The organism is Mesopusillimonas faecipullorum, from assembly GCF_020539505.1.
GTDB classification, from domain to species: domain Bacteria; phylum Pseudomonadota; class Gammaproteobacteria; order Burkholderiales; family Burkholderiaceae_B; genus Mesopusillimonas; species Mesopusillimonas faecipullorum.
In genome coordinates, this window is the sequence record NZ_JACDXW010000005.1 from 283,037 (window position 1) to 307,952 (window position 24,916).

A 24,916-nucleotide genomic window follows, 5' to 3' on the forward strand; every position below is an offset into this window, starting at 1 on the left:
TCTGCCGTCCATCCGGCAACTTTCCCTAAGCGTTCTTCGGCGCCCGGACAACGGACTCCAATTCAAATAGGAAGTCTTCCTTGACCAAGCGATCAACCACTAGCAACGTGTTTGGCGGATAAACCCCTCCCTCAAACAATTGCGGAAAGAGCTCAGCGCGTATCCGCATAAATATCTCGATGTCCTGCGAATGCACCAGGAAGGTCGTGAACTTGACGACGTCCTGGAAACCCAGGCCCAGGCCTTTCAGCACATCGCCCAGATTGCTGAATACCTGCCGGACCTGTGCCTCGAAATCTCCCTTGCCAGCCACACTGCCGTCCGGCGCGACGGCCAACTGGCCGGCCACGTACAGCACGTCGCCATCCGACACCTTGCCCACGTGCGAGTACAGGCCCTGAGCCGGGCAGGCGCCCGGAGGGTTGAGATATTCGACCTGATTAGCCATGACCACTCCTTTTCATATTGATGGGTAATGCACGGAAGATCGAGGGAAGATTGCCCCCTCAAAGTCCTTCCATCAAAAATTTTATGCAAAATAAAATTCTCGACGAGGAAAGTATATTGACGGCATCAACCCACAAATATCCGTATTTACCCTAAAAATACTGTAGAAAACCTAGCTATAATGCTCTACCATCTTCTACAAGCCTATTGCCATGGACGCATGGAAAAATATTTTATATAATTTATTCAACACGACCGGACTCCCGGTTTCATTCCGTTCGACGAGACTCGATCCGCTACCACATGGCTTCTCTAATCAATCAATCGCTAGACTCTGTCGCCAGCCCTACGCTCCCTGAAATCGTCTACAACGAGTTGCGCAAAGCCATACTCAACGGCATTTTTCTGCCTGGCCAGATGCTGCGCCAAGACGAGGTCGCCTCGCGGCTGGGCGTCAGCCGCAGTCCGCTGCGCGAAGCGCTGCCCCGCCTCGAAGCCGAAGGCATCGTGGTGCTGCATCCCAGGCGCGGCTATGCGGTGGCGGAGCTGGATCGCGACGAGATCATCGAGGTCTTCGATCTGCGCATCCTGCTGGAGGTCGAGCTGGCCCGCCGCGCCATCGCGCGCCGCACCGAGGCCGATATCGCCAAGGTCTACGCCATCGCCACCGAAATGCGCACGCTGGCCGACCGGCAGGAGAAGAAAAGCGGCACCCTGGCGCAGTGGTTCGAGCTGAACATGCGCTTTCACAACGCCCTGCTGATGCCTGCCGCTTGCCCGCACCACCTCAAGGCGCTGCAGCACTCGCGCAACCTCATCGAGGCCTACATACGCACCGAGGTCAAGCTGACCGGCGACGTCAGTCAGGCACAGCACGAGCACTCCCAGCTCGCCCAGGCCTTCGTCATCGGCGATGAGACGCAATTCCTCGCGTTGACCCGGCTGCACTCCGAACATACGCGCGATCGTCTGCTGGTCGGCCTCGACCAGTTGACGGCGCCGCAAGCACAAACGTCCGCCGATACGCGGGACGCCTGAAGCCCCTCATCCACCATTCACAATACAAAGGGAAGCTGCCACATGAAACTCGCCACCATTCAATGGAAAGGCCATACCGCCATCGTCCAGGTCGATACCGAGCAGCGCGTCGTGCGCCGCCTGAGCGACACCTTGGACATACACGACATGAACCAGCTGATCGAGCGTCTTGCCACGACGCCATCACCGCTGGTCTTTTCCGACGACGCACTGGCCTTCGATCAGGTGCAGTTTCTGGCTCCGATACCGCGCCCCCGCCGCAACATCATGTGCGTGGGCAAGAACTATTTCGAGCATGCCCACGAGTTCACGCGCAGCGGCTTCGACAGCAGCGCCGCCAGCGCCAAGGACGCCATCCCCAGCGCCCCCATCGTATTCACCAAGATGCCCGAGACCGTCGTGGCAAGCGGCACGCCCATGGGCTATCCGAACGGCGCCAGCACGCAGCTGGACTACGAGGCCGAGCTTGGCGTCATCATCGGCAAACCCGGGCTGGCCATCAGCAAGGCAGATGCCATGTCGCACGTATTCGGCTACGTCATCCTCAACGACCTGACGGCGCGCGACCTGCAAGCCAAGCACAAGCAATGGTTTCTGGGTAAGTCTTTCGAGACCTCATGCCCCATGGGTCCCTGGATCGCCACGGCCGACGAGGCTGACGGCGCCGATCTGGACGTCAAATGCTGGGTCAACGGCGAGCTGCGCCAGAACGCCAATACCAAGGATCTGATCTTCGATATCCCCACTCTCATCGAAACGCTGTCCGCAGGCGCCATGCTGCTGCCCGGCGACATCATCGCCACCGGCACGCCCGCCGGGGTCGGCATAGGTTTCACACCGCCGCGCTTTCTGCAGCGCGGCGATGTCGTGGACATCGAGATCAGCGGCCTGGGACGCTTGTCCAATCCGGTTAGATAAGCCCAGGCAACCCACAAGAGAAAAGGCCGATGCGTCGTGTACGCATCGGCCTTTTCTCTTGTGCGAGGCGCAGCGCCTACACCCCAAGGTACTGATTCACCAGCTCGGGCTGTTCCAGCAGCTCCGCCGACGTGCCCTTCCAGACAATACGGCCTTTCTCGATGATGTGGTGCTGATCCACGAGATGGTTCATTTCCTTCAGGTTCTTGTCGATCAACAGAATCGTCTGTCCTTCGCCCTTAAGCTGGTTCAAACATGCCCAGATTTCTTGGCGAATCACGGGCGCCAAACCTTCGGTGGCTTCGTCCAGAATCAGCAAACGGGGGTTGGTCAACAAGGCCCGGCCTATGGCCAGCATCTGTTGTTCACCCCCCGACAAGGTGCGCGCCGACTGGTTGCGGCGCTCTTGCAGGCGGGGAAACAGCGCGAACACGCGTTCCAGCGTCCAGTTGCCGCCACGCTCGTCGCGCGAGGTGGCGTACAGGTTTTCGTAGACGGTAAGGGATGGGAAGATGCGACGCCCCTCGGGCACCAAGCCGAAACCCAGCCTGGAAATGCGGTGGGGCCGCATGCCATTGAGCTTCTGGCCGTCGAAAGTCAGCGTGCCGCCTTTGAGCGGCAGCATGCCCATAAGCGTACGCACGGTGGTGGTCTTGCCCATGCCATTGCGGCCCAGCAACGACACCACTTGGTGCGAAGCGATGTTCAGGTCTACGCCAAACAGCACCTGGCTGGCGCCGTAGCCTGATTGCAGATTGTCAGCGACCAGCATCAGTCTTCTTCTCCCAGGTAAGCGTCACGCACGATGGGGTTATGACGCACTTCTTCGGGCGTACCCGTAAACACGGGCTTGCCGTATACCAACACCGTCACCCTATCGGCCAGCGAAAACACGATGTCCATGTCGTGCTCGACCAGCAAGATGGCGTACTGGCCCTTGAGATCCAGCAGGATGTCGCGCATCAGCAGCGATTCCTCGGCGCCCAGGCCCGCCATAGGTTCGTCCAGCAGCAGCACGGAGGCGTTCAAGGACAAGGCAATGGCCAACTCCAGTTGGCGCTTTTTGCCGTGAGCCAGCTCGGACACCATCAAATGGCCTGCGTCGCCCAGCCCCACACGCTGCAAAGCTTCTTTGGCCGGTTGACGCAAAGCGGCATCTTTGCGCGCATCGCTAAGTAGATTGAAACGCTTGTTGGACTGCGCCTGCACCGCCATGGCGACGTTGTCTTCAACGGTGAAGTCGTTGTAGAGCTGACTGATCTGAAACGAGCGCGCCAGCCCTACCGAGGCCCGCTTGTGTGCGGGCAGACGGGTGATGTCGTTGCCGTCGAGCAGAATCTGTCCCGAGTCGGGAAACATCTCACCGCTGATCTGCGAGATCAGTGTGGTCTTGCCGGCGCCATTGGGGCCAATAAGCGCATGTAGTTCGCCCGGGCGCACACTGATGTTGACATCGTTGGTGGCCACCAAGGCCCCAAAGCTTTTGCGCAGATTGCGGATTTCGAGTTTAGCGGTATCAGTCATGGCTATTCTTCCCTGCCAGCCAGCCGAACAGGCCGCGCTTGCTGAACAATACGACGAGGATCAGTACTGGGCCGAGGAACAGCATCCAGTTTTCTGTCCAGCCGGTGAGCCATTGCTCGAGACCCAGGTAAACCACGGCCCCCAGGATGGCGCCGTAGATACTGCCTATGCCGCCCAGGATGATCATGGCCATCAGGGTGCCCGACTTGAGCCAAGAAGCCATATCGGGGCTGACGTACAGCGCGTAGTTGGCCCACAGCGCACCCGCCAAGCCCGTGCCTGCCGCCGAGATGACAAAAGCGGTGAGCTTGTAGCGCATGGGCGCATAGCCCAGGTTGACGTTGCGGCGTTCGTTTTGCTTGAAGCCCCGCAGCACCATGCCAAAAGGTGATTTGATGATGCGCCGGCACAGCCACACCCATGCCGCCATCAAGGCAAAGCAAACGTAATAGAAGACCGTCGGGTTTTCAAGATCGAGACCCGGCAGTACATTGCGCGAGGTGACGGACATGCCATCGTCGCCGCCATACATGACCAAGCCTACCAGTACAAAGTACAGCATCTGCGCAAAGGCCAGGGTAATCATGATGAACTGAATGCCCGAGGTGCGCAGCGACAGAAAGCCCATGATCAAGCCCACTGCGGCAGCCACCAGCATGGCCAAGGGCCAGAGGATGAGCGCCGAGTTGGTACCGGCCCAACCGAAAATGGTTTCACCCATGTCCATGTGAAAGGCTACGGCACCGATGAGATAGCCGCCCAGGCCAAAGAATGCGGCATGGCCAAAACTGACCAGCGCCCCATAACCCAGAATAAGGTCGAGACTGACCGCTGCCAAGGCATAGATGACGAACTGGGTGCCCATATTGATGACGAAGCTATTGTTCGTCACGGCAGCCAGTACCGGCACCAGCAACAGGCAGGCAAAAATCAGAACAATGACGATTAATTTGCGATTCATGTTGCTTTACCTTTGCGCCGGAATCAGGCCGCGTGGCTTCACCAGAAGCACGATGGCCATCAAAATGTAGATGCTGGCGGACACCAGGCTGGAGCTGACAGTGGAACTGTATTCAGCCGATAGCACTTGCGACATCCAGATAGGGATGTAAGCGCGGCCCAGTGAGTCAGTCATGCCGATCAGGATGGAACCCAGCAACGCCCCACGCACCGAACCCACGCCACCGACCACAATCACCACCATGACGGTAATGAGCACTTTTTCGCCCATGCCGATTTCGATGGCCATGAGGGGGGCGGACATCACGCCCGCAAAGCCGCACAGCACAGCGCCCAGAATGAACACCAGCATGAACAAACGGCGAATGTTGATGCCCAGGGCTTCAACGATCTCGACATCGTCGGCGCCTGCCCGTACCAGCATGCCGATACGCGTGCGGCTGATGAGCAGCCACAACCCAATGGCGACCAAAACGCCGGCACCGATGAAGGCCAGGCGCATGACGGGGTAGGACAAGCCCGGCAAGATTTCAACCGAACCCGAGAAAAATGGCGGGATCGCTACGAAAGGCGGGCTGCGACCAAACAGCAACGTGACCAGTGCATTGGTGAAAAAGATGATACCCAATGTGGCCAGCACTTGATCCAGGTGATCGCGCTGGTACAGGCGGCTGATGATAAGGCGTTCAACGATGAGGCCGTACACGCCAGCCCCCACTATGGCGGCAAGCACGCCGGCCATGAATGAACCCGTGATGGCGATGGCGGAGGCCGCGCTGAAAGCGCCAACCATATACAGAGCACCATGCGCCAGATTCACGACGTTCATGATGCCCAAAACGAGGGTCAAGCCCGACGCCAGCAAGAACAGCAAGGCGCTGTACTGCAAGCCGTTCATGACTTGTTCAAGAAAGAGTTGCATGAATGGAATCCCGCGACAGAAAAATTGCCATTGAAGAAGCGACTCTTGCCTCGGGTGCCCATAAAAGGCATGACGATAAGCAGAGCCGCCAAAAGGCAAAAAACAATCAGGCCGGCCGGGACAGCCGACCTGTCAGGAAACAAGCGCCGGCTAAGCGGCGCAAGTTTCGTTTAGCCCATCTTGCACTCGGCGCCGTAGGGGTCGCTGTGGTTTTCCACCACTTTGCGCACCGGCACGTAATCAAGCTTGCCGTCTTGGCCGCGTTCGACCTTGACCAAATACCAGTCTTGCACAGGGTGCTGGTTAGGCGCGAACTCGAAATTGCCACGCACGGTTTCGAAGTCAGCCTTGCGCAGGGCGGCACGGAATTCGTCAGCCTTGCCTTCGATGTCGCCACCCACTGCTTTGAGGGCAGAACCCATCAGACGAGCGGTGTCATACGCGGTTGCGGCGTACACCGTAGGACGGCGACCGAACTCTTTTTCAAACGCCTTCACGAACTCTTGGCTGGCGGGGTTGTCTTGCTGAGCCGTCCATTGCGTGACCAGGTAGAAGCCTTCACCGGCATCACCCGAAGCGGCCAACATGCGATCGTCCATGGAGTACATGGGGGTGATCATCTTGATGGTTTTGTTCAAGCCGGAATTGGCAAACTGCTTGGCAAAGTTGATGCCAGGGCCGCCGGGCATGAACTCGAACACGGCATCAGGAGCCAAGGAGCGGATACGGGCTAATTCGACCGAGAAGTCGGACTGATCGAGCTTGGTGTAGATCTCGGCCAGGATTTCGCCTTTGTAGGTGCGCTTGAAACCGTTCATGACGTCGCGGCCAGCCTGATAAGCAGGGGCCATGATGACGATTTTCTTGACGCCCATTTCGTCTGCTGCCATGGCGGCAGAGTCGCTATAGGAGTCGTTTTGCATGGCCACCGAGAAGTAGTTAGGGTGGCAGCCCTTGCCCGCAAAGTTAGAGGGGCCGGGGTTCAAGCTAACGTAAAAACCGTTTTGCTTGAGTACCGAAGGCACCACTGCAACCAGCACGTTGGAGAAGTTCACGCCCGAGAACAGACGGACGCCGTCTTGCAGCATTTTCTCAACCGACTGCTTGCCGGTGGCAGGCTTGAAGCCGTCGTCCTCGACAAGCAGGCGCACGGGAACGCCGCCCAGCTTGCCGCCTTCTTGTTTGATGGCCAGTTCAAAGCCATCGCGCTCGTCTTCCCCGATATAGCCGGCGGGCGTGGACAAGGTAGTGATGAAGCCGATGTCCAGCGGCTTTTGCGCATGCCCCAGCGTGGCAAAGGCGGCAAGAGCCACGCCAATGCTGAGTTTCGTCAAAGATGTCATGAGGAAGGCCTCCTGAGAGTGGAACGGATGAAGTGCGGGTTGAAAGGAATGGATTTTATAAAATAACGGTTTTTTTCGGAAATTATAGCCTTCCTTTGCCGTTCGTTCACCCCTCTTTTTACAAATTTGTTTCAAACCCGGCCATGCCGATGAAAAAGGCCGAACACCAGGTTCGGCCTTTTCGTACACGGATGAACAACCCGATGCTTAACCTCAGTCAGTGACGGACAGCTTCAGGCAGTTGTCGCGGTTCCAACCATACAACCACTCGAGGCGGTCGTAAAACTGCTCTTGCGTCCTGTCTTTCCAGAGCAGATTGCGCACCGTGCGCTCTACGCCCTTGGCGTGGTAGATACGGCCCATCTCACGGGTAGACCACACCACGCGTGCGGTACGCGGCACACGAATGGACTCATACAAACGGAAAGCGGCGGCAAGATCACCCTGGGTTTGTGCAACGGCTTCGCCCAGCGTCACAGCGTCTTCCAGAGCCATGCAAGCGCCTTGAGCCATGTATTGCGCCATCGGGTGAGCAGCGTCGCCCAGCAGCGTGCAACGGCCTTCGCCCCATGCGTCTACGGGGTCGGCATCGGCCGTCGCCCAACGGCGCCACGAGGTGGGGCGATCGAGCATTTGACGCGGACGGGCGTCGATACCTTCGAAGTAGGAAAGCACTTCTTCCTTGCTGCCGTCGGTGACGCCCCATTCTTCTTGCTCGCGGCTGTGGAAGGTAACGACCAGGTTGTACTGGCGCCCGCCACGCAGCGGGTAGTGCACCAAGTGGCAACGAGGACCGGCCCACAACATGGGAGCGTTGACGCGCAGGTCTTCGGGCATGTTCTCAAGATCGACGACGGCGCGGTAAACCACATGACCCGTTACGCGATGCTTGAACCCTATGGTTTTTTCACGAATGACGGATTTCACGCCGTCACAGCCCACCACGGCGTCGCCGCGATAGACGTTGCCCTTCTGGTCGGTGACCTCGACGCCGTCCGCACCGACTTTGACATCGGCCACGTGCGTGGCGGTCTTGAACTCCACCAGTGGATGGCTTTCGACGGCCTCGAGAATGGACAAGTGAATGTCGGCACGGTGGATGACGCCATAAGGGCCGGAAAAGCGCTTACGGAAGGCATCGCCGGTTTCTATGCGTACGACTTCCTTGGCGTCTACGGCGTCCATCATGATGATGTGATCGGTAAACACGGCGCGCTTGCGCGCGGCTTCACCAACCCCCAGACCATCCAACGCCGAAAAAGCGTTAGGCCCTAACTGGATGCCGGCACCGATCTCACCTAGTTGTTCGGCTTGCTCTAACAGCAATACGCGAATGTTCTGACGCGCCAGCGACAACGCCGCCGCCAATCCGCCGATACCGCCGCCGACGATGATGACCTTACCTGTGGCCTGGTTTTCTGCCATTTTTTGTTCTCCTAACGAGACGCTTGGATGCCAAGCCGGCCTTGGCCGGCCCGGCGCCCATCTATTACTTCAAGGTTGATAATCCGGTTGCTGAGCCGGTGCCGCGCGTTGGAAAGCGGGCAAGGCCGAGCAGTGTTCATACACTGCCAGCACGCGGGGAAATGCCGAGAGGTCGCAGCCCATGCGCTGGGCATTGACCACCTGGGGCACCAGGCAGCAATCCGCCAGCGAAACCTGGTCGCCCACGCAATAGTTACCCGAACCGACACGCTCAAGCAATTGCTCCAGCCCGCCAAAGCCTTCTGCTATCCAATGCGCGTACCACGCGTTCTTGGCTTCTTCGCTGACGCCGAGTTCCTTGACCAAATAACGCAAGACGCGCAAGTTGTTCAGCGGATGCATGTCGCAAGAAATCAGGTTAGAGATTTCAAGCACGCGTGCACGCTGCTGCAGATCTTGAGGAATCAAGCGAGGCTCGGGATACTTGGCATCAAGGTAGTCGATGATGGCCATGGACTGACCCAAGCTGAAACCTTCGTCCTGCAGCAGGGGAACACCGCCGGCGGGATTCTTTTTCAGATACTCGGGCGCCTTGTGCTCGAGTACGCGGATATTGACGGGATTAAGCGTGACATCCAGGCCTTTGAGCGCCAGGGCAATACGCACCCGGTACGAGGTAGAGCTGTTGAAGAAACTGTACAGTTCCATCGCCTTACACCACTTTGACGGACAAAGTACCCAGGCCTTCCACCGAGCCCACCATCAGGTCGCCAGCAACCACAGCGCCCACGCCTTCGGGCGTGCCGGTGTAGATCAGGTCGCCCGGTTCCAGACGGAAGAACTTGGACAGGTAGCTGACCGTTTCGGCAACCGACCAGATCAGTTTGTCGATGCTGCTGTCTTGCTTGGTTTCGCCGTTGACGTCCAGATGGATGTTGGCTTTTTCGAGATGACCGCTTTGCGCCACGGGATACAGTGGGCCGATAGGCGCGCTTTCGTCGAAAGCCTTGCCGATTTCCCAAGGACGACCGGCTTCACGCATTTTCATTTGCAAGTCGCGGCGCGTCATGTCCAGACCCACTGCATAGCCCCACACGTGCTCAAGCGCGCTTTCGAGGGGAATGTCGGAACCGCCCTTGCCAATCGCGGCAACGAGTTCGATTTCGTAATGGTAGTTCTTGGTTTCTGCTGGGTAGGCAACCTCAAGCGTGCTGCCTTCAGCCACGGGAATCACCGCATCAGCGGGCTTGCAGAAGAAGAATGGTGGTTCGCGATCGGGATCGAAGCCCATTTCGCGGGCATGCGCAGCATAGTTGCGGCCTACGCAATAAACGCGACGCACGGGAAAGGTGTCTTCGCTGCCCTTGACGGGAACGGCAACGATGGCGGGGGGATTCACGACGTAAGACATGGATGGCTTCTCGCTCTAATGAAGGTGTGAGGTACGTATTGGGCAGAACACAACTGCCTATGGCTGGCATCGCGCCGGCCAAGTCTCCGGGGTGGGCGCGATGCAGACCTGTGCCTACGGGCACCAAGCAGTCTAATCCAGGCGTTGCTCGCGCAACAAGCCGATGGCGTCCTGGATGGGACGATCGGAGTAACTGAACAGCACGGCGTCTTCGGTTTTAGCCGATAAACGCACCGTTACCCAAGAAGGGACAACAAAGACGTCGCGCGGCGTGAACTCGAAAACCTGATCGCCGATGTAAGCGGTGCCACTGCCCTCGACCACGCAAAACACCGTGGCGTCGGTCGTGCGGTAGGCCTTGCCTTCAAAGCCTTTAGGCAACACTTGCATGAAAGTGGCGATGGTGGCCATGGCATAGCCACCCGTTACCGGGTTCACGTAACGCAGTTTAATACCATCCCAGGGATCGCATTCACCACCACGCGCCAAGGTGTACAAGGCTTCGCGAGTGCGATCGTAAGGGTAGTTGAAGATAGGTGAGGTGTGCCCGCCCTTGACATGGCGGACAGGCAGCATATTGGCACCGTAGCGCGCCAGGCTGTCGCCTTCGGGCCGCGTAATCGGTTGCTCAGCCTCGGGATAGTTTTCGGCAAAGCCGGTGCCCAGGCTACGTATATAGGGAATGTCCAGGCCGTCCAGCCACACCACAGGTTCGCCGCCTTCGACTACGGGCTTATTGCCATGGTCGTGCCACGTCCAGGAGGGGGTGATGATGAAGTCGCCGGGGTGCATGGTGGTGCGCTCGCCATTGACTGCCGTATAGGCGCCTGAACCCTCTACAATGAAACGCAGAGCTGACTGCACATGGCGATGGCTAGGGGCGATTTCACCGGGCAGAATCAGTTGCAGGCCGGCGTATAGCGTGGTGGTGATGGCCGCTTGCCCGCGCAGCCCGGGGTTCTCAAGAATCAATACGCGCCGAACAGCCTCTTCGGCGGTAATCAGCTCGCCGGCTTGCATGATGTCGTCACGCACTTCGTTGTAACGCCACATGAAAGGCACGCAGGCCGTCATGGGATATGCAGGGACCAAGGCGTGCAGCGACTCCCACAAGGGGGTCATGTCCTTTTTGTCGATGCGCGCGTAATAGGCGGCGCGCTCGGCCTGGTAGCTGGCAACTTCGCTCATCCCGATACCTCTTGAGTGCTATGTTGGGGCGGCCTCGACGAAACAAGCGTCGACCAAGCCGTTGGCATACCCCATTATGCCCAGGCAGCTATATAACAGCCAATGAACAATTTGCATTATTCATATTTATTTTTATATACCTCAAGGCTTCAGCATATGCATTGTGCAATGCAATAAACAGAGGCTTATGCCTGTTGAGGCAGGGGGTGAAGCCGCGTAGAGGGACCAGCTTTCAGTAGTTGCCCCGGCAATTCATGCCCCACCAGTGCCGGTAAGGTGGCAGCCGCAGCCAACAGGCGTTCAAGATCTACCCCGGTCTGGCACCCCATGGCTTGAAACATATGAACGAGGTCTTCAGTACATACGTTGCCGCTGGCGCCGGGCGCATAAGGGCAGCCTCCCAACCCACCCAGGGAAGCATCAAAATGACGAATACCGGTTTGCCAGGCTGCCAAGGCATTGGCCAGCCCCATGCCGCGGGTATCGTGAAAATGAACCGTCACGGTCAGTTCGGGCCAACGGGCCAACACGGCTTCGCACAAGTGGGCCACTTGGGTAGGGTTGGCCATCCCAGTGGTGTCGCACAAAGAGACTCCCTGCATACCCATGTCGGCAAATTCGCCCACTCGCTGCAATACGAGCTCTGGGGGTACGGCGCCTTCAAAGGGGCAACCGAAGGCCGTCGACAACGATGCGTTCAGCATGGCGTGGCCCGTGGCTTGGGCGGCAATGGCACGAAACTGTGCCAGGGATTGCTCGGGCGTCATGCGCAGGTTGGCGAGGTTATGGCTGGCACTGGCCGACATGAACACATTGATTTCATCGACCTTACAGTCCAAGGCCCTTTCACAACCGCGCGCATTAGGCACCAGCGCCGCGTAGATAACACCGGGTATACGGTCGATTTCGCACATGACGACTTCGGCGTCGGCCAAAGCCGGAATGGCCCGGGGCGAGGTAAAAGACGTGACCTCAATTTTCGACAGGCCAGTCAGACTCAATGCGTTGATCAGGCGGATTTTGTCTTCGGTGGGGATGAAACGCGGCTCAATCTGAAAGCCATCACGCACAGAGACTTCTTGTATGAACAAACGGTCTTTCATCATTTCTGCTCTCGTATTTCCCCTGGTTGTTCAGCGTCGCTCAGGCCAAGCCGGCTTCGCGCAACTGCGCCAGCTGCTCTTTGGTGACACCGATGCGGTCCAGCACTTCTTGCGTGTGCTGGCCCAGCTCGGGGCCTACCCATCGCGTGCGGCCCGGCGTGGCACTCAGTTTGGGCACAATGCCCGGCACGGCCAAGATCTGGCCGTCGGGTAGGGGCATCTCTTGGATCATGTCGCGGGCGCGGTAATGCAAATCTTCGTAGATATCTTTGGCGGTGTAAATGCGCCCAGCCGGCACGGCGGCGCCCTCCAGAGTCGACAATATGGTCTCTAGGGGCAGGCCAGCCGCCCATTCGCCTATGGCACCATCGATGCGCTCGGTATGCCTTGCACGGCCATCGTTGTGCGCCAGTTCAGGGTCGTCTGCCAGGTCTTGCCTGCCCATGGCACGCGCCAGACGCTGGAAAATGGCATCACCATTACCAGCAATGGCAACGTAGTGCCCGTCTTGGCTAAGGTAGGTATTAGAGGGCACGATGCCCGGCAACGCCGAACCTGTGCGTTCGCGTATATGACCCAGCATGGCGTACTCGGGCAACAGGCTTTCCATGACCGCAAAAATGGATTCATACAAGGCCACATCCACCACCTGCCCTTTGCCGCCATTCACATTGCGATGGTGCAAAGCAATCATGGCGCCCACCATGCCATATAGCGACGCCAGGGTGTCGCCCAGGCTGACGCCAGTGCGTACCGGCGCACGATCGGGGTAGCCCGAAACATAGCGCAGCCCAGCCATGCATTCCGCAATAGCGGCAAAGCCGGGGCGCTCTCGATAAGGGCCGGTTTGGCCATACCCCGAGATGCGCAGCATGATCAGGCCCGGATTGCGCTCGGACAACGGCTCCCAACCCAAGCCCCATTTTTCCAGTGTGCCGGGGCGAAAATTCTCAACCAAAATATCGGCCTCGGCCGCCAGTTCGCGCACAATCTGCTGGCCTTGTTCGGCGCGCAAATCCAGTGCCACAGATTTTTTATTGCGGCTTTGCACATACCACCATAACGAGGTGCCTTTGTGCAGCTTGCGCCATTTGCGCAAAGGGTCGCCTTGTCCCGGCGGTTCGATCTTGATGACCTCGGCGCCAAACTGCGCCAATAAAGAGCTGGCGTAAGGCCCGGCAATCAGCGAGCCAAGCTCCAGCACCTTGAGGCCCGCTAGCGGCAGGGGGGAATCCTGAGGAGAATCGGCTTGAGCAGAAGACATATCATCACCTGGCAGAACGAAGTCGCTGCCTATGATACGCCAAGAAAAATAGGCAAAGCAGGCCCGGCCTCATCCACTTTGAAACATGACGGCGGTCATCAGCAAACCTATGACAATGACCGCCCCGCGCAACACTGGTGCCGGGATACGACGCGCCACACGCCCGCCCACGTAGCCCCCAAAAGTTGCCGCCACCAACATGATGCCAGCCTCACGCCAAGCGATCAGATCACCGAGCATATAGACGACGACTGAAACCGTAGTCAACACGCCGGAAAGCAGATTCTTCAGGCCATTCATGGTGTTCAGCTGCAAGGCGCCCGACATGCCCAACAAGGCCAGCAGCATGATGCCTATGCCGCCATTGAAGTAGCCGCCATAAATACTGACCAAAGCCAGCCCAAGGTACTGGACTACGGGAGAGGCACTGGAGCTGCGCTGATGGGGCTTGCGCACCAGCTTAGGTGCCAGCATGAACACCAGGGTTGCCGCCAGCAATAGCCATGGCACCGCCATACGGAAGGCCTCCGCAGGTGTAATGAGCAACAAAGCCGCGCCTGCTATACCCCCTGCTACCCCCAATAGACAAAATATGCGCAGCTGCGATGCGCTCACCTCACGCAGGTCTTCGCGAAAAGCCCAAGCCCCCGAGAAATACCCCGGCAGCAGCGCCAAGGTGCCGGAAGCATTGGCCACAGGCGGTGGCAAACCGACGTAAACAAGGGCGGGTAACGTCAGAAAACTGCCTCCGCCGGCGGCAGCGTTCAACATGCCGGCTGCAAAGGCAGCCGCCAGCAAAAGCAAGGTTTCCCACATGGCTGAGCGTTAAAAGTAGATGTGGCCCAAGGTTAACCCAAACGCAAGACAAAGCGTCTACGGCAAGCCCATAAGCAAAACCCCCAGCTTGCAAGCAAGCGGGGGGTTGAGTACTGCATAGCTTGGCCGCCTAGACAGCCGCGCTAGAACTTAGATGACGCGTGCCGCTTCGAGCAGACGCACCACCGACCACGACTTGTCGCGGCTGATGGGACGACCTTCGGCGATTTCGACGGTGTCACCTTCGTTGTACTGGTTGGCTTCGTCGTGAGCCTTGTACTTGTTGGATCGGATGACGATCTTACCGTACACAGGATGCTTGACGCGACGCTCGACACTAACGACAACCGTCTTGTCCATCTTGTTGCTGACGACCTTGCCCACCAGCGTACGCTGGCGCTTGGCCGGCTGAGTTTGGGTTTCGCTCATGATCATTTACCTGCTTTTTCAGTCAGCAGTGTACGCACGCGAGCGATGTCGCGACGCACTTTGCCGATCTGGCTGGTGTTGGTAAGTTGCTGCGTGGCGCGCTGCATGCGCAGGCCAAACTGAGCCTTAAGCAGGCTTTCCAGTTCGGTCTGGAGCTCGGCTACGTCTTTGGTACGAAGTTCACTGGCTTTCATGATGTGACTCCTTAAGCACCGATGTGACGCGACACGAAGGTCATGCTGATGGGCAGCTTGGCCGCAGCCAGGCGGAATGCCTCACGCGCAACTTCTTCTGCAACGCCTTCAATTTCGTAAATCACCTTGCCCGGCTGGATCTCGGCGACCCAGTATTCCGGGTTACCTTTACCATTACCCATACGGACTTCGGCGGGCTTCTGCGAAATAGGCTTATCTGGGAACACACGGATCCAGATGCGGCCACCACGCTTGATGTGACGGTTGATCGCACGACGAGCAGATTCGATCTGGCGAGCGGTCAGGCGGCCACGACCGGTGGCCTTGAGACCGAACTCGCCGAAGGATACCTGAGCACCGCGAGTAGCCAGGCCGGTGTTACGGCCTTTCTGCTCTTTGCGATATTTCCTGCGAGAGGGTTGCAACATGTTTATTCTCCTTCAGGCGCTGGCGCAGAAGCGTCAGGCTTGCGGGATCCACGGCCACCACGACCGCCGGCTGGACGACGCCCTTCAGGACGGTCGCCACGAGGCGCACGACGAGGACGGCGCTCTTCTTCGCGCGGGGTGGTGTCAACGGGCATTTCGCCGTTAGGCAGCATGTCGCCCTTGTAGACCCATACTTTGATGCCGATGATCCCGTAGGTCGTGTGGGCTTCGGACGTGCCGTATTCGATGTTAGCGCGCAGGGTGTGCAGGGGCACACGGCCTTCACGGTACCATTCGGTACGAGCGATCTCGATGCCGTTCAAACGACCAGAGCTCATGATCTTGATGCCCTGAGCGCCGAGGCGCATGGCGTTCTGCATGGCGCGCTTCATCGCACGACGGAACTGAATACGCTTTTCGAGCTGCTGGGCGATAGAATCGGCCACCAGTTGCGCATCGGTTTCCGGCTTGCGGATTTCTTCGATGTTGACGTGCACAGGCACGCCCATCAAACGCTGCAGATCAGCCTTCAGGCTTTCGATGTCTTCGCCGCGCTTGCCGATCACGACGCCAGGACGCGCAGAATAGATCGTAATACGAGCATTCTTTGCGGGGCGCTCGATGACGACACGACCAACGGACGCGTTCTTGAGCTTCTTTTTCAGGTACTCGCGCACGCGGATGTCTTCGGCCAGCATACCGCCGAAAGCTTTGTCGTCAGCGTACCAGCGGGAGCTCCAGTTGCGGTTGACCGCGAGACGGAACCCAATCGGGTGTACTTTCTGTCCCATTCTGACTCCTTAAGCCCCGACTTTGACCACGATGTGGCAAGTCTGCTTTTCGATACGGTTGCCGCGGCCTTTGGCGCGGGCGGAAAAACGCTTCAGCGATTGGCCTTTGTCGACGTAGACGGTGGTGACCTTCAGTTCGTCGATATCGGCACCATCATTGTGCTCGGCGTTGGCAATTGCCGACTCGAGCGCTTTTTTCATGATGCCAGCCGCCTTCTTGGGCGTGAAGGTGAGGATATTCAGCGCGTGGGCCACCGACTTGCCACGGATTAAATCTGCGACCAGACGAACCTTCTGTGCTGAAATATGCACACCACGGATATTGGCTGTGGTTTCCATCGCTTACCTCTTGGCCTTCTTGTCCGCTGCGTGGCCCTTGAACGTACGGGTCAGCGCGAACTCGCCGAGCTTGTGGCCGACCATGTTCTCGTTGATATAAACGGGAACGTGCTGGCGGCCATTGTGCACAGCAATCGTCAACCCGATGAACTCGGGCAGAATGGTGGAACGGCGGGACCAGGTCTTGATCGGCCGTTTCTCGTTGCCCGCGACGGCAGCATCGATCTTCTTGATCAGATGTGCGTCGACAAATGGGCCTTTTTTGATCGAACGTGACATTGTGTTCGCCCCTTACTTGCGCTTGCGACGCGAGACAATCATGTTGTCCGTGCGCTTGTTACGACGGGTCCGGTAGCCCTTGGTGGGTGTACCCCATGGGCTGACGGGCTCACGGCCTTCGCCTGTGCGGCCTTCGCCACCACCGTGCGGGTGATCGACCGGGTTCATGGCCACACCGCGAACGGTGGGACGCACACCACGCCAGCGCACAGCGCCGGCCTTGCCGATTTGACGCAGGCTGTTCTCTTCGTTACCGACTTCACCAATGGTGGCGCGGCAATCGATGTGAACGCGACGGACTTCGCCGGAGCGCAGACGAACCTGAGCGTAGACGCCTTCACGGGCCAACAGCACGGCGGAAGCGCCGGCCGAACGGGCCATTTGGGCACCCTTGCCGGGTTGCAGCTCGATGCAGTGAATGGTTGCACCGACGGGGATGTTGCGGATGGGCAGCGTGTTGCCGGCGCGGATGGGGGCATCCTTGCCAGAAACCAGCGTTGCACCCACTTCGAGACCGCGAGGAGCAATGATGTAACGACGTTCGCCGTCGGCGTAGCACAGCAAAGCAATGTGCGCCGTACGGTTAGGGTCGTATTCCAGACGTTCGACCTTGGCAACGATGCCGTCTTTGTTGCGACGGAAATCGATGACACGGTAGTGCTGCTTGTGACCGCCGCCACGATGGCGCACAGTGATGTGGCCATTGTTGTTGCGGCCCGAGCCGCGCGATTTCTTTTCGAGCAGGCCAGCGAAGGGGGCACCCTTGTGCAGATTGGGCGACACCACCTTGATCATGCTACGGCGGCCGGCGGAAGTAGGCTTGACTTTAACGAGAGCCATTTAGTTCACCTCCGTAAAGTCGAGTTCTTGGCCCGGCTTCAGGGTTACGTAGGCCTTGCGCACATTTTTGCGGCGACCAATGAAGCGACCGAAGCGCTTCTCTTTACCCTTCTGGTTCAGGACCTGGACCGTTTCGACTTCAACCTTGAACAACAGTTCGACCGCAGCCTTGATTTCGGGCTTGGTGGCATCGGTAGCCACGCGCAAGGCGATCTGCTGGTTTTTGTCGGCAACGAACGTGGCCTTTTCGGTCACGATCGGGGCCAGAATGACTTGCATAAGACGTTCGGCGTTCATCCCAGCATCTCCTCGAGTTGAGCGATAGCCGGCTTGGTGATCAGCACATTTTTGTAGTGGATCAACGAAAGCGGATCAGCGTAGCGCGATTCGACCACGGCAACGTGCGGCAGGTTGCGCGTAGCCAGGTAGAGGTTCTCGTCAACCGTGTCGGTGATGATCAAGACGGAATCCAGACCCATGCTCTTGAGCTTGGATGCGGCTTCTTTGGTCTTGGGCGTGTCGAGCAGGAAGCTGTCGACAACGGCGATGCGGTCTTCGCGGGCCAGTTGGGAGAGGATCGACCGGATGCCGGCGCGATACATCTTCTTGTTGACCTTTTGCGAGAAGTTCTCTTCGGGAGAATTCGGGAATATGCGACCACCCCCACGCCACAAGGGCGAGGACGTCATACCGGCGCGAGCGCGGCCCGTGCCTTTTTGACGCCAGGGTTTTTTGGTGCTGTGCTTGACTTCAGCGCGATCTTTCTGGGCGCGGTTGCCGCCACGGGCGTTGGCCTGGAAGGCCACCACGACTTGGTGTACCAGCGCTTCGTTGAAATCGCGACCAAAAACGGTGTCGGGGGCCTGGATCGTCGAGGACGATTGACCTTGGTCGTTCAGGAGCTTGAGTTCCATGGATTAGGCTCCTTTCTTGAACATCTTCTTGACGGCCGGACGCACGACGATATCAGCGTTCTTGTGACCAGGAACAGCGCCCCTGACCAGCAAAAGACCGCGTTCAGCGTCGACACGAACGATGTCGAGGTTCTGGACGGTACGGGTGACGTCACCCAGGTGGCCGGACATTTTCTTACCGGGGAAAATGCGACCGGGATCTTGCGCCTGACCGATCGAGCCGGGCACACGGTGCGAGACCGAGTTACCGTGCGAACGACGTTGGCCGTTGAAGTGGTGGCGCTTGATGGTACCGGCAAAGCCTTTACCAATGGTGGTGCCCGTAACGTCAACCTGTTGACCGGCTTCGAAAAGGCTTTCGACAGCCAGCACGGCGCCAGGCGCAAATTCTGCGGCCTTGGCAGGTTCGAGACGGAACTCTTTGAGGATGCTGCCAGCTTCGACGCCGGCTTTAGCAAAGTGCCCAGCGGCGGGCTTGGTGACGCGCGACGCACGGCGCGTGCCGTATGTCACTTGCACAGCCGCATAACCGTCGACTTCGGGAGTCTTGACCTGGGTGACGCGGTTGCCTGACACGTCCAGCACGGTTACCGGGATGGAATCGCCATCTTCGGTAAAAATGCGGGTCATGCCAACCTTGCGCCCCAGCAGCCCAAGCCGATACGCGGCAGGCGTTGGTGTCGGGTTCGACATCGTTTTCTCCATTCCTGGCTGCGATTGGCCAGGGCTAATTAAGTTTTTTGCCGCAGTAAACGCGCACAACTAACAGCGTTTATTTTTGGCACCACTTCCGTAGCTTTTTAGGGCTAAGCTCTCAAGAATAGCATTTTTGCAAGCCAAGAGCAAGCAGCCGTTTGGCCCGCATGCCGCGTCTGGCACAGATTCGCTGCGTGAAAACAACGGCTTAACCCCGCGTCGGCACCCGCCCCCTCACGCACTATACCAATGCCCTGCTGGTACCCGGCTTCATTGATACGCACGCGCTGTGCCTGGATGACCATATCGGCACATTGCAGGCTGGCAAAGAAGCCGACATCGCCGTGATCGACCTGCACTCCACCCCGCTCATCGATGCTCGCATGAAACACTGCGACAGCGTCGAAGAAGCCCTGTTCATTCAGATGTCCATGGCCGATGATCGCGCTATTAAGGCGGTTTATGTCAATGGCCGCCTCGCCCACGAACGCGATGCCGCCCCTACAGCACCAGTTGATTGATCTCGATAATAGGCATCATCACCGCCAACACGATCAGCAGCACGATACCGCCCATGATCAGAATCATCAGGGGTTCCAGCAAAGCCGTCATGGTCATGGCGCGACGCTCCAACTCTAAAGACAAGGTCTTGGCGGCCCGATCCAGCATCGCAGGCAGTTCGCCAGTACGCTCGCCGCTGCCAACCAAGTGAACCAGTAAAGGCGGGAAAACCTTCTGGGCCAGCAAGGCTTGCGCCAAGGCGCTGCCCTCGCGCACACGCCCCGTGGCATCGTCTACGGCCGCTTGCAGCTTACGGTTGTTCAAGGTGCGGCGCGAGGCCTCCAGTGCTTGCAGAAGAGGCACGTTACTACTGGTCAAGATCGCCAAGGTGGCGGCAAAACGCGCCACATCCACCCCTAGCGCATAGCGCCCCAGCACAGGCAAGCGCAACACCCGGGTATGCCAGGCCAATTTAGCCGCCGGGTTGCGCAAATGCAGCCGCCAAAACACGATGGCTGCAATCAGGCCCAGAAACGTCCAGGCACCCCATTGCTGCACAAAATCGCTGGCGGCCAACATGAACTGTGTAAGCGCCGGCAGCGCTTGCTTGGCCTGCGAGAAAGCCCCAACCACCTGGGGCACCACATAGCTGAGCAAGAAAATAATGATGCCCACCGACACAATGGTGACGATGATGGGGTAGATGAAAGCCGTAAGTATCTTGTTACGCAAGGCGCCGCGCGACTCGATGTAGTCGGCCAGTTTCTCCAGCACCTGCGCCAAGTCTCCCGATTGCTCGCCCGCGTCCACCAGTGCCCGGTAGATTTCGGGGAAGTCGCGCGGGTGCGCGGCCAAGGCCTCACCCAACCTATGGCCGGCCCTTACGTCACCCCGTACGGCCGCCAACGTATGCGCCACGTGTTTGCGTTCGGCCTGCTCCAAGGTCGCCGTCAAGGCGGCCTCCAGGGGTAAACGGGCCGCCAACAGGCTGGCCAACTGCCGTGTCAGCCAGCCCAGATCGGCATCACTGATTTTTTTGCCGCTGCGTCGCACTCCGCCTTGCCCGCGCTTATGCGTCATTTTCAGGGACAAGGGCACAAGACCACGAGCCCGCAGGCTTTGGCGGGCGCTGCGCTCGCTGTCGGCGTCGATCAGCCCACGCTGCGTGCGTCCGGTGTCATCAGCGGCTTCATATTGATAGGATGCCATGCGAAAGGTTTCCTGCTGCTCTTGGGCCCGATTTCAGAGGCGGCCTGGGCCTGGCCTCTTAGGTGTCCCGCGTCACGCGGGTGATTTCTTCAATGGAGGTTACGCCTGCTTTTATCCAACGCTCGCCATCCTGGCGCAAAGTGCGCATGCCATGCTCTAACGCAGCCTGGCGCAAAGCCTGCTCACCCTCGCTATTGTGAATCATGGCGCGCAGGGAATCGTCCAGGCTGAATAGTTCGTGTACGCCCGTGCGCCCGCTGTAGCCCGTATGGCTGCAAGAAGCGCAGCCCGCAGGGTTCCAGCTGGCCGTGCCGTCTTCGTTGCTATGCTTGCAATGCGAGCATAAACGGCGCACCAGGCGCTGAGCCAGTACGCCTTGCAAGGTAGAAGCCAAGAGAAAAGGCTCGACCCCCATATCGGTCAGGCGGGTCACAGCGGAGACCGCGTCGTTGGTGTGCAGCGTCGCCAACACCAAGTGACCTGTCAGCGAGGCCTGCACGGCAATCTGAGCGGTTTCAAGATCGCGGATTTCACCTATCATGATGACGTCGGGATCCTGCCGCAAGATAGCGCGCAAGGCCGATGCAAAGGTCAGGTCTATGCGTGCGTTGACTTGGGTCTGGCCTATGCCCGGCAAATCGTATTCGACCGGGTCTTCCACCGTGAGAATATTGGTAGTACTAGCATCCAGACGTGACAGCGCAGCATACAGCGTGGTCGACTTACCGCTACCCGTAGGGCCAGTAACCAGCACAATGCCATGAGGCTGCCTGATCAGGCCATCCAGACTCTGAAGCACATCGGAAGCCATGCCCAGCTTCTCAAGTTGCAAACGGCCGGCTTCCTTATCAAGCAAACGCAGCACAGCACGTTCGCCGTGGCCGGTAGGCAATGTGGATACCCGGACGTCTATGGGTCTGCCGCCTACGCGCAAGGCGATACGCCCGTCTTGCGGCAAGCGCTTTTCGGCGATGTCCAGGCTGGCCATGATCTTGATGCGCGATACCAGGGCGTTATGCAATGCCCTTCGCGGGTTGACGATGTCGCGCAGGGTGCCGTCCACCCGGTAGCGCACCACTGAATGGGTTTCGAACGGTTCTATGTGTATGTCGCTGGCGCCGTCTCGTGCCGCCTGGGTGAACAAGGCGTTCATCATGCGGATGACCGGCGCGTCGTCATGCGCCTCAAGCAAATCTTCGACCTCGGGCATGTCTTGCATGAGCTGATCAAGATCGATCTCGCTAGAGGCCGCATCCACGACCGACGCCGCATCACCGGTTTGCGCATAAGCAGTGGCCAGCAGGGTGTCCATTTCGGCATCACTGACGGTGCGAACCGGCAACTCGCCATGCTGTCGACGAATCTCGGCAAGCGCCCACGCAGGCGTGCGTTCGCTAACCGTCAGAGCTACACCCTCTGTACCCGCCTGGATGACCGCGCGCTGCGTGCGCGCCCAAGCATAAGGTAGCCGAATATTCATGGTGCAAGAAACTCCGCCGAGTCGGCGCTGGCTGGCAGAGCATTGTTCGCCGTGCCGCCTACCGCTTGGGGTTCGGGCGCACGCAAATCCAGCAAACCTGTTTGTTCGTTGCGTTGGAAGTCCGGCAACAAGGTGGATGCATTGGCATCCGGCATTAGCCAAGAGTCGCGCACCGGGAGATTGCTCTGCAATGCACGCATATAGCTGTAGCGGTCCAGCGTGACGCTGGCGCCGTCTTGTGCATTGCGTACGATGTGAGGACGCAGGAAAACCATCAGGTTGGTTTTGACGCGGCTGCGACTCTCGTAGCGGAACAACTGGCCCAGGAAGGGAATATCACCCAATAAAGGCACAGAGTGCGTCATATCGGAGACCTCGTCTTCCAGCAAACCGCCCAACACGATAATTTGGCCATCGTCCACCAGCACATTGGTTTCCAGCGCACGTTTACGCGTGACGATGGAAGAAGCTGAAGTCGTAGCTGTGGGATCTATGCTGCTGACCTCTTGGTACAGCGACAGCTTGACGGTTCCACCCTCGGATATCTGTGGGCGAATACGTAAGGTAAGACCCACATCTTCACGCTGCACCGTCTGGAAGGGGTTGCTGGCGCCATCGCCGGTGGTGGTATAGCTACCTGTGACAAAAGGAACCGTACGCCCCACAACAATACTGGCGACTTCGTTATCCAACGTCATCAGGTTAGGCGTAGACAAAATGTTGACGCCGCCGCGTTTTTGCATAGCACGAGCCAACACACCCAGGTTGATAAGTTCGTTACCCAGAATGTTTACTGTCCCCCTGACCACGCCCAAGCTAAGGCCTTGTCCAAGCGCATCAATGCTCGTCACACCGGAAGACATATTAGTGCCTATCCCAGTACCACCCAGATTGGCACCGCCAATGAAGGCGCTCTTGCCGCTGGCAATGCTGTCGCTGCCTGCCATCCACTGAATACCGAACTCGGCACCGTCTTCGGCATTGACTTCAACAATCAGGCTTTCCACCAGCACCTGCGCACGGCGCTGATCGAGCAGGTCTATGACTTCACGCAGGCTGCGATACAAGGGCGGCGGTGCGGAGATGATAAGCGTGTTGGTGGTAGGGTCGGCCTGTACGGTGGCACCGCCAGCCGAGAAAGCGACCGACTGCTGTGAGCCCGTCATGGACGACGTAGACGACATTTGCGAACTGCCGGCCGCTGCCGCAGCGCTGCTGCCGGGGATGCCCCCTGTACCTGAGCCCAAGCCACTCCCCGTATTACCCATGGTGTTACGCGATCCACCCGAGCTTGTACCCATCCCCGAACCCGACAAAGCGCTGCCGCCCCCCAGGCCGGTATTACCGCTGCCACTGCCGCCTCCGGTGCTGCCCTGACCGGTAAGCGCGCCACGCAGCACCTCGGCCAGATGGGTAGCCTGCGCGTTACGCAAATACACCACGTGCAGATTACCGGCACGCGACTCGGGGCTGTCGATACGTTCGATCAAATCGCGCGCCAGCTTCAGACGCTCGGGGCTGGTGGCCCGCACCAGCACGGCATTGCTGCGCGGGTCTGCCACCACCATAATCTGCTGCGAGGCATCGCCCGACTTGCCTTCCAATAATTGCAGCGCCAGTGCGGCGACGTCCAGTGCCACGCCATGGCGTATAGGTATCACGTCGGTACTGAGCGCGCTGGGCGTATCCACACGCTCGATCACCTCGGCAATGCGGTCAAGGTTTTCTACATAATCCGTAATCACCAGGGTGTTGTTGCCCACGTGCGCATTGACGGGGTTGTTAGGCGAGACCATGGGCCGCAGTACGGGCACCAGGCTGGCCGCGTTTTCGTAACGCAAAGAGAACACGCGCGTGGCAAGCTCACCCGAACGGGCCGGGCCACCGGCACCTACGACGCTGCCACCCAGCAGTTTGGCATCCGCTTCGGGCACAACCCGGCTGACGCCATCCACCTCGACCACGGCAAAACCTTGCATGCGCAACGCGCTGAGCAACATGGAATAAGCCACCGACGGCGACACCGGCGCTTCAGAAACCAGGGTCAGCTGCCCTTTCACACGGGGATCCACGACAAAATTGCGGCCCGTGAAACGCGCCAGTGCGCGCACAACGCCTTGCAGCTCGGCATCGACAAAATTGAGCATAGTGCGCTCACCGCTGTCCGGAATAGTAGCGCTGCTGCCTGCCGATGCCGGCGATGAAGCGGCATCGCCCGTGCGCGAAGGGCGTCGCGCCGGTATGGGTGGAGGCGGCGGCGTTACGGGACGGGCATCGGAGCCCGTCGTGCCACTGGAGGACGTATGAACGACTAGCGCCGAACGCCCCGCCCCCTGGCCGGCTTGTTGATCGGTAGCCGCACACCCCGCCAAGCTAAGTGCCGCCACCAAGGCACACCAGCGCAATGCCGGTGCGGCGCTACAAGTGCCGTTGCTGCCTAGATTCCACATCGTCATG

Annotated in this window: 29 protein-coding genes; 3 read left to right on the forward strand and 26 right to left on the reverse strand. The window is 58.9% G+C overall.

Annotated features, from left to right (window positions below):
* Positions 1-25: 25 nt before the first annotated feature.
* Positions 26-448: a RidA family protein gene (locus H0484_RS11450; protein WP_226954767.1), complete on the reverse strand. Its 423-nt coding sequence runs from the start codon at positions 446-448 to the stop codon at positions 26-28.
* A gap of 302 nt (positions 449-750) precedes the next feature.
* On the opposite strand from H0484_RS11450, the gene H0484_RS11455 reads away from it, so the two are divergent.
* Positions 751-1,485: a GntR family transcriptional regulator gene (locus H0484_RS11455; RefSeq protein WP_226954768.1), complete on the forward strand. Its 735-nt coding sequence runs from the start codon at positions 751-753 to the stop codon at positions 1,483-1,485.
* A 42-nt stretch (positions 1,486-1,527) separates the two neighbouring features.
* Positions 1,528-2,403 carry a fumarylacetoacetate hydrolase family protein gene (locus tag H0484_RS11460; RefSeq protein WP_226954769.1) on the forward strand — a complete coding sequence of 292 codons (876 nt, stop codon included), beginning with the start codon at positions 1,528-1,530 and terminating at the stop codon, positions 2,401-2,403.
* Between the two features lie 76 nt (positions 2,404-2,479).
* On the opposite strand, the gene H0484_RS11465 is transcribed toward H0484_RS11460, so the two are convergent.
* From H0484_RS11465 to rplC, 22 genes are all read right to left on the reverse strand, one after another.
* Entirely contained in the window at positions 2,480-3,175 is a 696-nt protein-coding gene (locus tag H0484_RS11465) for an ABC transporter ATP-binding protein (RefSeq protein ID WP_226954770.1), read from the reverse strand.
* Positions 3,175-3,927, reverse strand: coding sequence for an ABC transporter ATP-binding protein (locus tag H0484_RS11470; protein ID WP_226954771.1), 753 nt, complete (start codon positions 3,925-3,927; stop codon positions 3,175-3,177). The genes H0484_RS11465 and H0484_RS11470 overlap by 1 nt, the downstream gene beginning before the upstream one ends.
* Positions 3,920-4,888 carry a branched-chain amino acid ABC transporter permease gene (locus tag H0484_RS11475; protein ID WP_226954772.1) on the reverse strand — a complete coding sequence of 323 codons (969 nt, stop codon included), beginning with the start codon at positions 4,886-4,888 and terminating at the stop codon, positions 3,920-3,922. Before H0484_RS11475 ends, H0484_RS11470 begins: the two co-directional genes overlap by 8 nt.
* 6 nt (positions 4,889-4,894) lie before the next feature.
* Positions 4,895-5,809 (reverse strand): branched-chain amino acid ABC transporter permease, encoded by a 915-nt coding sequence (locus H0484_RS11480; protein ID WP_226954773.1) that lies wholly within the window; start codon positions 5,807-5,809, stop codon positions 4,895-4,897.
* Positions 5,810-5,979: 170 nt separating this feature from the next.
* Positions 5,980-7,152: an ABC transporter substrate-binding protein gene (locus H0484_RS11485; RefSeq protein WP_226954774.1), complete on the reverse strand. Its 1,173-nt coding sequence runs from the start codon at positions 7,150-7,152 to the stop codon at positions 5,980-5,982.
* A gap of 213 nt (positions 7,153-7,365) precedes the next feature.
* On the reverse strand, positions 7,366-8,577 hold the full coding sequence (locus tag H0484_RS11490; protein ID WP_226954775.1) for a 3-hydroxybenzoate 6-monooxygenase: 1,212 nt from the start codon (positions 8,575-8,577) through the stop codon (positions 7,366-7,368).
* 69 nt (positions 8,578-8,646) lie between these two features.
* Positions 8,647-9,285 (reverse strand): maleylacetoacetate isomerase, encoded by a 639-nt coding sequence (gene maiA, locus H0484_RS11495; RefSeq protein ID WP_226954776.1) that lies wholly within the window; start codon positions 9,283-9,285, stop codon positions 8,647-8,649.
* 4 nt (positions 9,286-9,289) lie between these two features.
* On the reverse strand, positions 9,290-9,988 hold the full coding sequence (locus H0484_RS11500; RefSeq protein WP_226954777.1) for a fumarylacetoacetate hydrolase family protein: 699 nt from the start codon (positions 9,986-9,988) through the stop codon (positions 9,290-9,292).
* A 132-nt stretch (positions 9,989-10,120) separates the two neighbouring features.
* On the reverse strand, positions 10,121-11,176 hold the full coding sequence (gtdA, locus tag H0484_RS11505) for a gentisate 1,2-dioxygenase (protein ID WP_226954778.1): 1,056 nt from the start codon (positions 11,174-11,176) through the stop codon (positions 10,121-10,123).
* 185 nt (positions 11,177-11,361) lie between these two features.
* Positions 11,362-12,282: a hydroxymethylglutaryl-CoA lyase gene (locus H0484_RS11510; RefSeq protein ID WP_226954779.1), complete on the reverse strand. Its 921-nt coding sequence runs from the start codon at positions 12,280-12,282 to the stop codon at positions 11,362-11,364.
* A 37-nt stretch (positions 12,283-12,319) separates the two neighbouring features.
* Positions 12,320-13,543, reverse strand: coding sequence for a CaiB/BaiF CoA transferase family protein (locus H0484_RS11515; protein WP_226954780.1), 1,224 nt, complete (start codon positions 13,541-13,543; stop codon positions 12,320-12,322).
* A gap of 69 nt (positions 13,544-13,612) precedes the next feature.
* Entirely contained in the window at positions 13,613-14,359 is a 747-nt protein-coding gene (locus tag H0484_RS11520; protein WP_226954781.1) for a sulfite exporter TauE/SafE family protein, read from the reverse strand.
* A gap of 150 nt (positions 14,360-14,509) precedes the next feature.
* Positions 14,510-14,788 (reverse strand): 30S ribosomal protein S17, encoded by a 279-nt coding sequence (rpsQ, locus tag H0484_RS11525; RefSeq protein WP_226954782.1) that lies wholly within the window; start codon positions 14,786-14,788, stop codon positions 14,510-14,512.
* 2 nt (positions 14,789-14,790) lie between these two features.
* The gene (rpmC, locus tag H0484_RS11530) at positions 14,791-14,982 is read right to left on the reverse strand and encodes a 50S ribosomal protein L29 (protein WP_226954783.1); all 192 of its coding nucleotides are present in this window, start codon (positions 14,980-14,982) and stop codon (positions 14,791-14,793) included.
* Between the two features lie 11 nt (positions 14,983-14,993).
* Positions 14,994-15,410, reverse strand: coding sequence for a 50S ribosomal protein L16 (gene rplP / locus H0484_RS11535; protein WP_226954784.1), 417 nt, complete (start codon positions 15,408-15,410; stop codon positions 14,994-14,996).
* Positions 15,411-15,412: 2 nt separating this feature from the next.
* Positions 15,413-16,201 carry a 30S ribosomal protein S3 gene (gene rpsC, locus H0484_RS11540; RefSeq protein ID WP_226954785.1) on the reverse strand — a complete coding sequence of 263 codons (789 nt, stop codon included), beginning with the start codon at positions 16,199-16,201 and terminating at the stop codon, positions 15,413-15,415.
* Positions 16,202-16,210: 9 nt separating this feature from the next.
* Complete coding sequence (gene rplV, locus H0484_RS11545; RefSeq protein ID WP_226954786.1) at positions 16,211-16,540, reverse strand: 50S ribosomal protein L22; 330 nt, start codon at positions 16,538-16,540, stop codon at positions 16,211-16,213.
* 3 nt (positions 16,541-16,543) lie between these two features.
* Positions 16,544-16,819, reverse strand: a complete 276-nt coding sequence (gene rpsS / locus H0484_RS11550; RefSeq protein ID WP_226954787.1) for a 30S ribosomal protein S19 — start codon at positions 16,817-16,819, stop codon at positions 16,544-16,546.
* A 12-nt stretch (positions 16,820-16,831) separates the two neighbouring features.
* Entirely contained in the window at positions 16,832-17,659 is an 828-nt protein-coding gene (rplB, locus tag H0484_RS11555) for a 50S ribosomal protein L2 (RefSeq protein ID WP_226954788.1), read from the reverse strand.
* A complete protein-coding gene (gene rplW / locus H0484_RS11560; protein WP_226954789.1) occupies positions 17,660-17,956 on the reverse strand; it encodes a 50S ribosomal protein L23 in 297 nt (98 codons plus the stop codon). It abuts the gene before it with no gap.
* Positions 17,953-18,573, reverse strand: a complete 621-nt coding sequence (gene rplD / locus H0484_RS11565) for a 50S ribosomal protein L4 (protein ID WP_226954790.1) — start codon at positions 18,571-18,573, stop codon at positions 17,953-17,955. The genes rplW and rplD overlap by 4 nt, the downstream gene beginning before the upstream one ends.
* A gap of 3 nt (positions 18,574-18,576) precedes the next feature.
* Entirely contained in the window at positions 18,577-19,266 is a 690-nt protein-coding gene (gene rplC / locus H0484_RS11570; RefSeq protein WP_226954791.1) for a 50S ribosomal protein L3, read from the reverse strand.
* A gap of 296 nt (positions 19,267-19,562) precedes the next feature.
* Here rplC and H0484_RS11575 point away from each other — a divergent pair, with 296 nt between their 5' ends.
* Positions 19,563-19,790: an amidohydrolase family protein gene (locus H0484_RS11575; protein ID WP_226954828.1), complete on the forward strand. Its 228-nt coding sequence runs from the start codon at positions 19,563-19,565 to the stop codon at positions 19,788-19,790.
* On the opposite strand, the gene gspF is transcribed toward H0484_RS11575, so the two are convergent.
* From gspF to gspD, 3 genes are read right to left on the reverse strand one after another with little or no spacing between them, the layout of a single operon-like run.
* A complete protein-coding gene (gene gspF, locus H0484_RS11580) occupies positions 19,771-20,979 on the reverse strand; it encodes a type II secretion system inner membrane protein GspF (protein WP_226954792.1) in 1,209 nt (402 codons plus the stop codon). The genes H0484_RS11575 and gspF overlap by 20 nt on opposite strands.
* A gap of 58 nt (positions 20,980-21,037) precedes the next feature.
* Positions 21,038-22,459, reverse strand: a complete 1,422-nt coding sequence (gene gspE, locus H0484_RS11585) for a type II secretion system ATPase GspE (protein ID WP_226954793.1) — start codon at positions 22,457-22,459, stop codon at positions 21,038-21,040.
* A complete protein-coding gene (gene gspD / locus H0484_RS11590; RefSeq protein WP_226954829.1) occupies positions 22,456-24,909 on the reverse strand; it encodes a type II secretion system secretin GspD in 2,454 nt (817 codons plus the stop codon). The genes gspE and gspD overlap by 4 nt, the downstream gene beginning before the upstream one ends.
* Positions 24,910-24,916: the final 7 nt, after the last annotated feature.

Bases quoted from the DNA above. Each gene is read 5' to 3' on its own strand.
- H0484_RS11480 (WP_226954773.1), bottom strand. From the start codon at position 5,809: ATGCAACTCTTTCTTGAACAAGTCATGAACGGCTTGCAGTACAGCGCC.
- rplW (WP_226954789.1), bottom strand. From the start codon at position 17,956: ATGAACGCCGAACGTCTTATGCAAGTCATTCTGGCCCCGATCGTGACC.
- rpsQ (WP_226954782.1), bottom strand. From the start codon at position 14,788: ATGAGCGAAACCCAAACTCAGCCGGCCAAGCGCCAGCGTACGCTGGTG.
- rplD (WP_226954790.1), bottom strand. From the start codon at position 18,573: ATGGAACTCAAGCTCCTGAACGACCAAGGTCAATCGTCCTCGACGATC.
- rplB (WP_226954788.1), bottom strand. From the start codon at position 17,659: ATGGCTCTCGTTAAAGTCAAGCCTACTTCCGCCGGCCGCCGTAGCATG.
- gspF (WP_226954792.1), bottom strand. From the start codon at position 20,979: ATGGCATCCTATCAATATGAAGCCGCTGATGACACCGGACGCACGCAG.
- gspE (WP_226954793.1), bottom strand. From the start codon at position 22,459: ATGAATATTCGGCTACCTTATGCTTGGGCGCGCACGCAGCGCGCGGTC.
- rplP (WP_226954784.1), bottom strand. From the start codon at position 15,410: ATGTTGCAACCCTCTCGCAGGAAATATCGCAAAGAGCAGAAAGGCCGT.
- H0484_RS11500 (WP_226954777.1), bottom strand. From the start codon at position 9,988: ATGTCTTACGTCGTGAATCCCCCCGCCATCGTTGCCGTTCCCGTCAAG.
- rpsC (WP_226954785.1), bottom strand. From the start codon at position 16,201: ATGGGACAGAAAGTACACCCGATTGGGTTCCGTCTCGCGGTCAACCGC.
- H0484_RS11520 (WP_226954781.1), bottom strand. From the start codon at position 14,359: ATGTGGGAAACCTTGCTTTTGCTGGCGGCTGCCTTTGCAGCCGGCATG.
- H0484_RS11465 (WP_226954770.1), bottom strand. From the start codon at position 3,175: ATGCTGGTCGCTGACAATCTGCAATCAGGCTACGGCGCCAGCCAGGTG.
- gtdA (WP_226954778.1), bottom strand. From the start codon at position 11,176: ATGAGCGAAGTTGCCAGCTACCAGGCCGAGCGCGCCGCCTATTACGCG.
- maiA (WP_226954776.1), bottom strand. From the start codon at position 9,285: ATGGAACTGTACAGTTTCTTCAACAGCTCTACCTCGTACCGGGTGCGT.
- H0484_RS11475 (WP_226954772.1), bottom strand. From the start codon at position 4,888: ATGAATCGCAAATTAATCGTCATTGTTCTGATTTTTGCCTGCCTGTTG.
- rplC (WP_226954791.1), bottom strand. From the start codon at position 19,266: ATGTCGAACCCGACACCAACGCCTGCCGCGTATCGGCTTGGGCTGCTG.
- H0484_RS11470 (WP_226954771.1), bottom strand. From the start codon at position 3,927: ATGACTGATACCGCTAAACTCGAAATCCGCAATCTGCGCAAAAGCTTT.
- H0484_RS11460 (WP_226954769.1), top strand. From the start codon at position 1,528: ATGAAACTCGCCACCATTCAATGGAAAGGCCATACCGCCATCGTCCAG.
- rpsS (WP_226954787.1), bottom strand. From the start codon at position 16,819: ATGTCACGTTCGATCAAAAAAGGCCCATTTGTCGACGCACATCTGATC.
- H0484_RS11455 (WP_226954768.1), top strand. From the start codon at position 751: ATGGCTTCTCTAATCAATCAATCGCTAGACTCTGTCGCCAGCCCTACG.
- H0484_RS11490 (WP_226954775.1), bottom strand. From the start codon at position 8,577: ATGGCAGAAAACCAGGCCACAGGTAAGGTCATCATCGTCGGCGGCGGT.
- rpmC (WP_226954783.1), bottom strand. From the start codon at position 14,982: ATGAAAGCCAGTGAACTTCGTACCAAAGACGTAGCCGAGCTCCAGACC.
- rplV (WP_226954786.1), bottom strand. From the start codon at position 16,540: ATGGAAACCACAGCCAATATCCGTGGTGTGCATATTTCAGCACAGAAG.
- H0484_RS11450 (WP_226954767.1), bottom strand. From the start codon at position 448: ATGGCTAATCAGGTCGAATATCTCAACCCTCCGGGCGCCTGCCCGGCT.
- gspD (WP_226954829.1), bottom strand. From the start codon at position 24,909: ATGTGGAATCTAGGCAGCAACGGCACTTGTAGCGCCGCACCGGCATTG.
- H0484_RS11485 (WP_226954774.1), bottom strand. From the start codon at position 7,152: ATGACATCTTTGACGAAACTCAGCATTGGCGTGGCTCTTGCCGCCTTT.
- H0484_RS11510 (WP_226954779.1), bottom strand. From the start codon at position 12,282: ATGATGAAAGACCGTTTGTTCATACAAGAAGTCTCTGTGCGTGATGGC.
- H0484_RS11515 (WP_226954780.1), bottom strand. From the start codon at position 13,543: ATGTCTTCTGCTCAAGCCGATTCTCCTCAGGATTCCCCCCTGCCGCTA.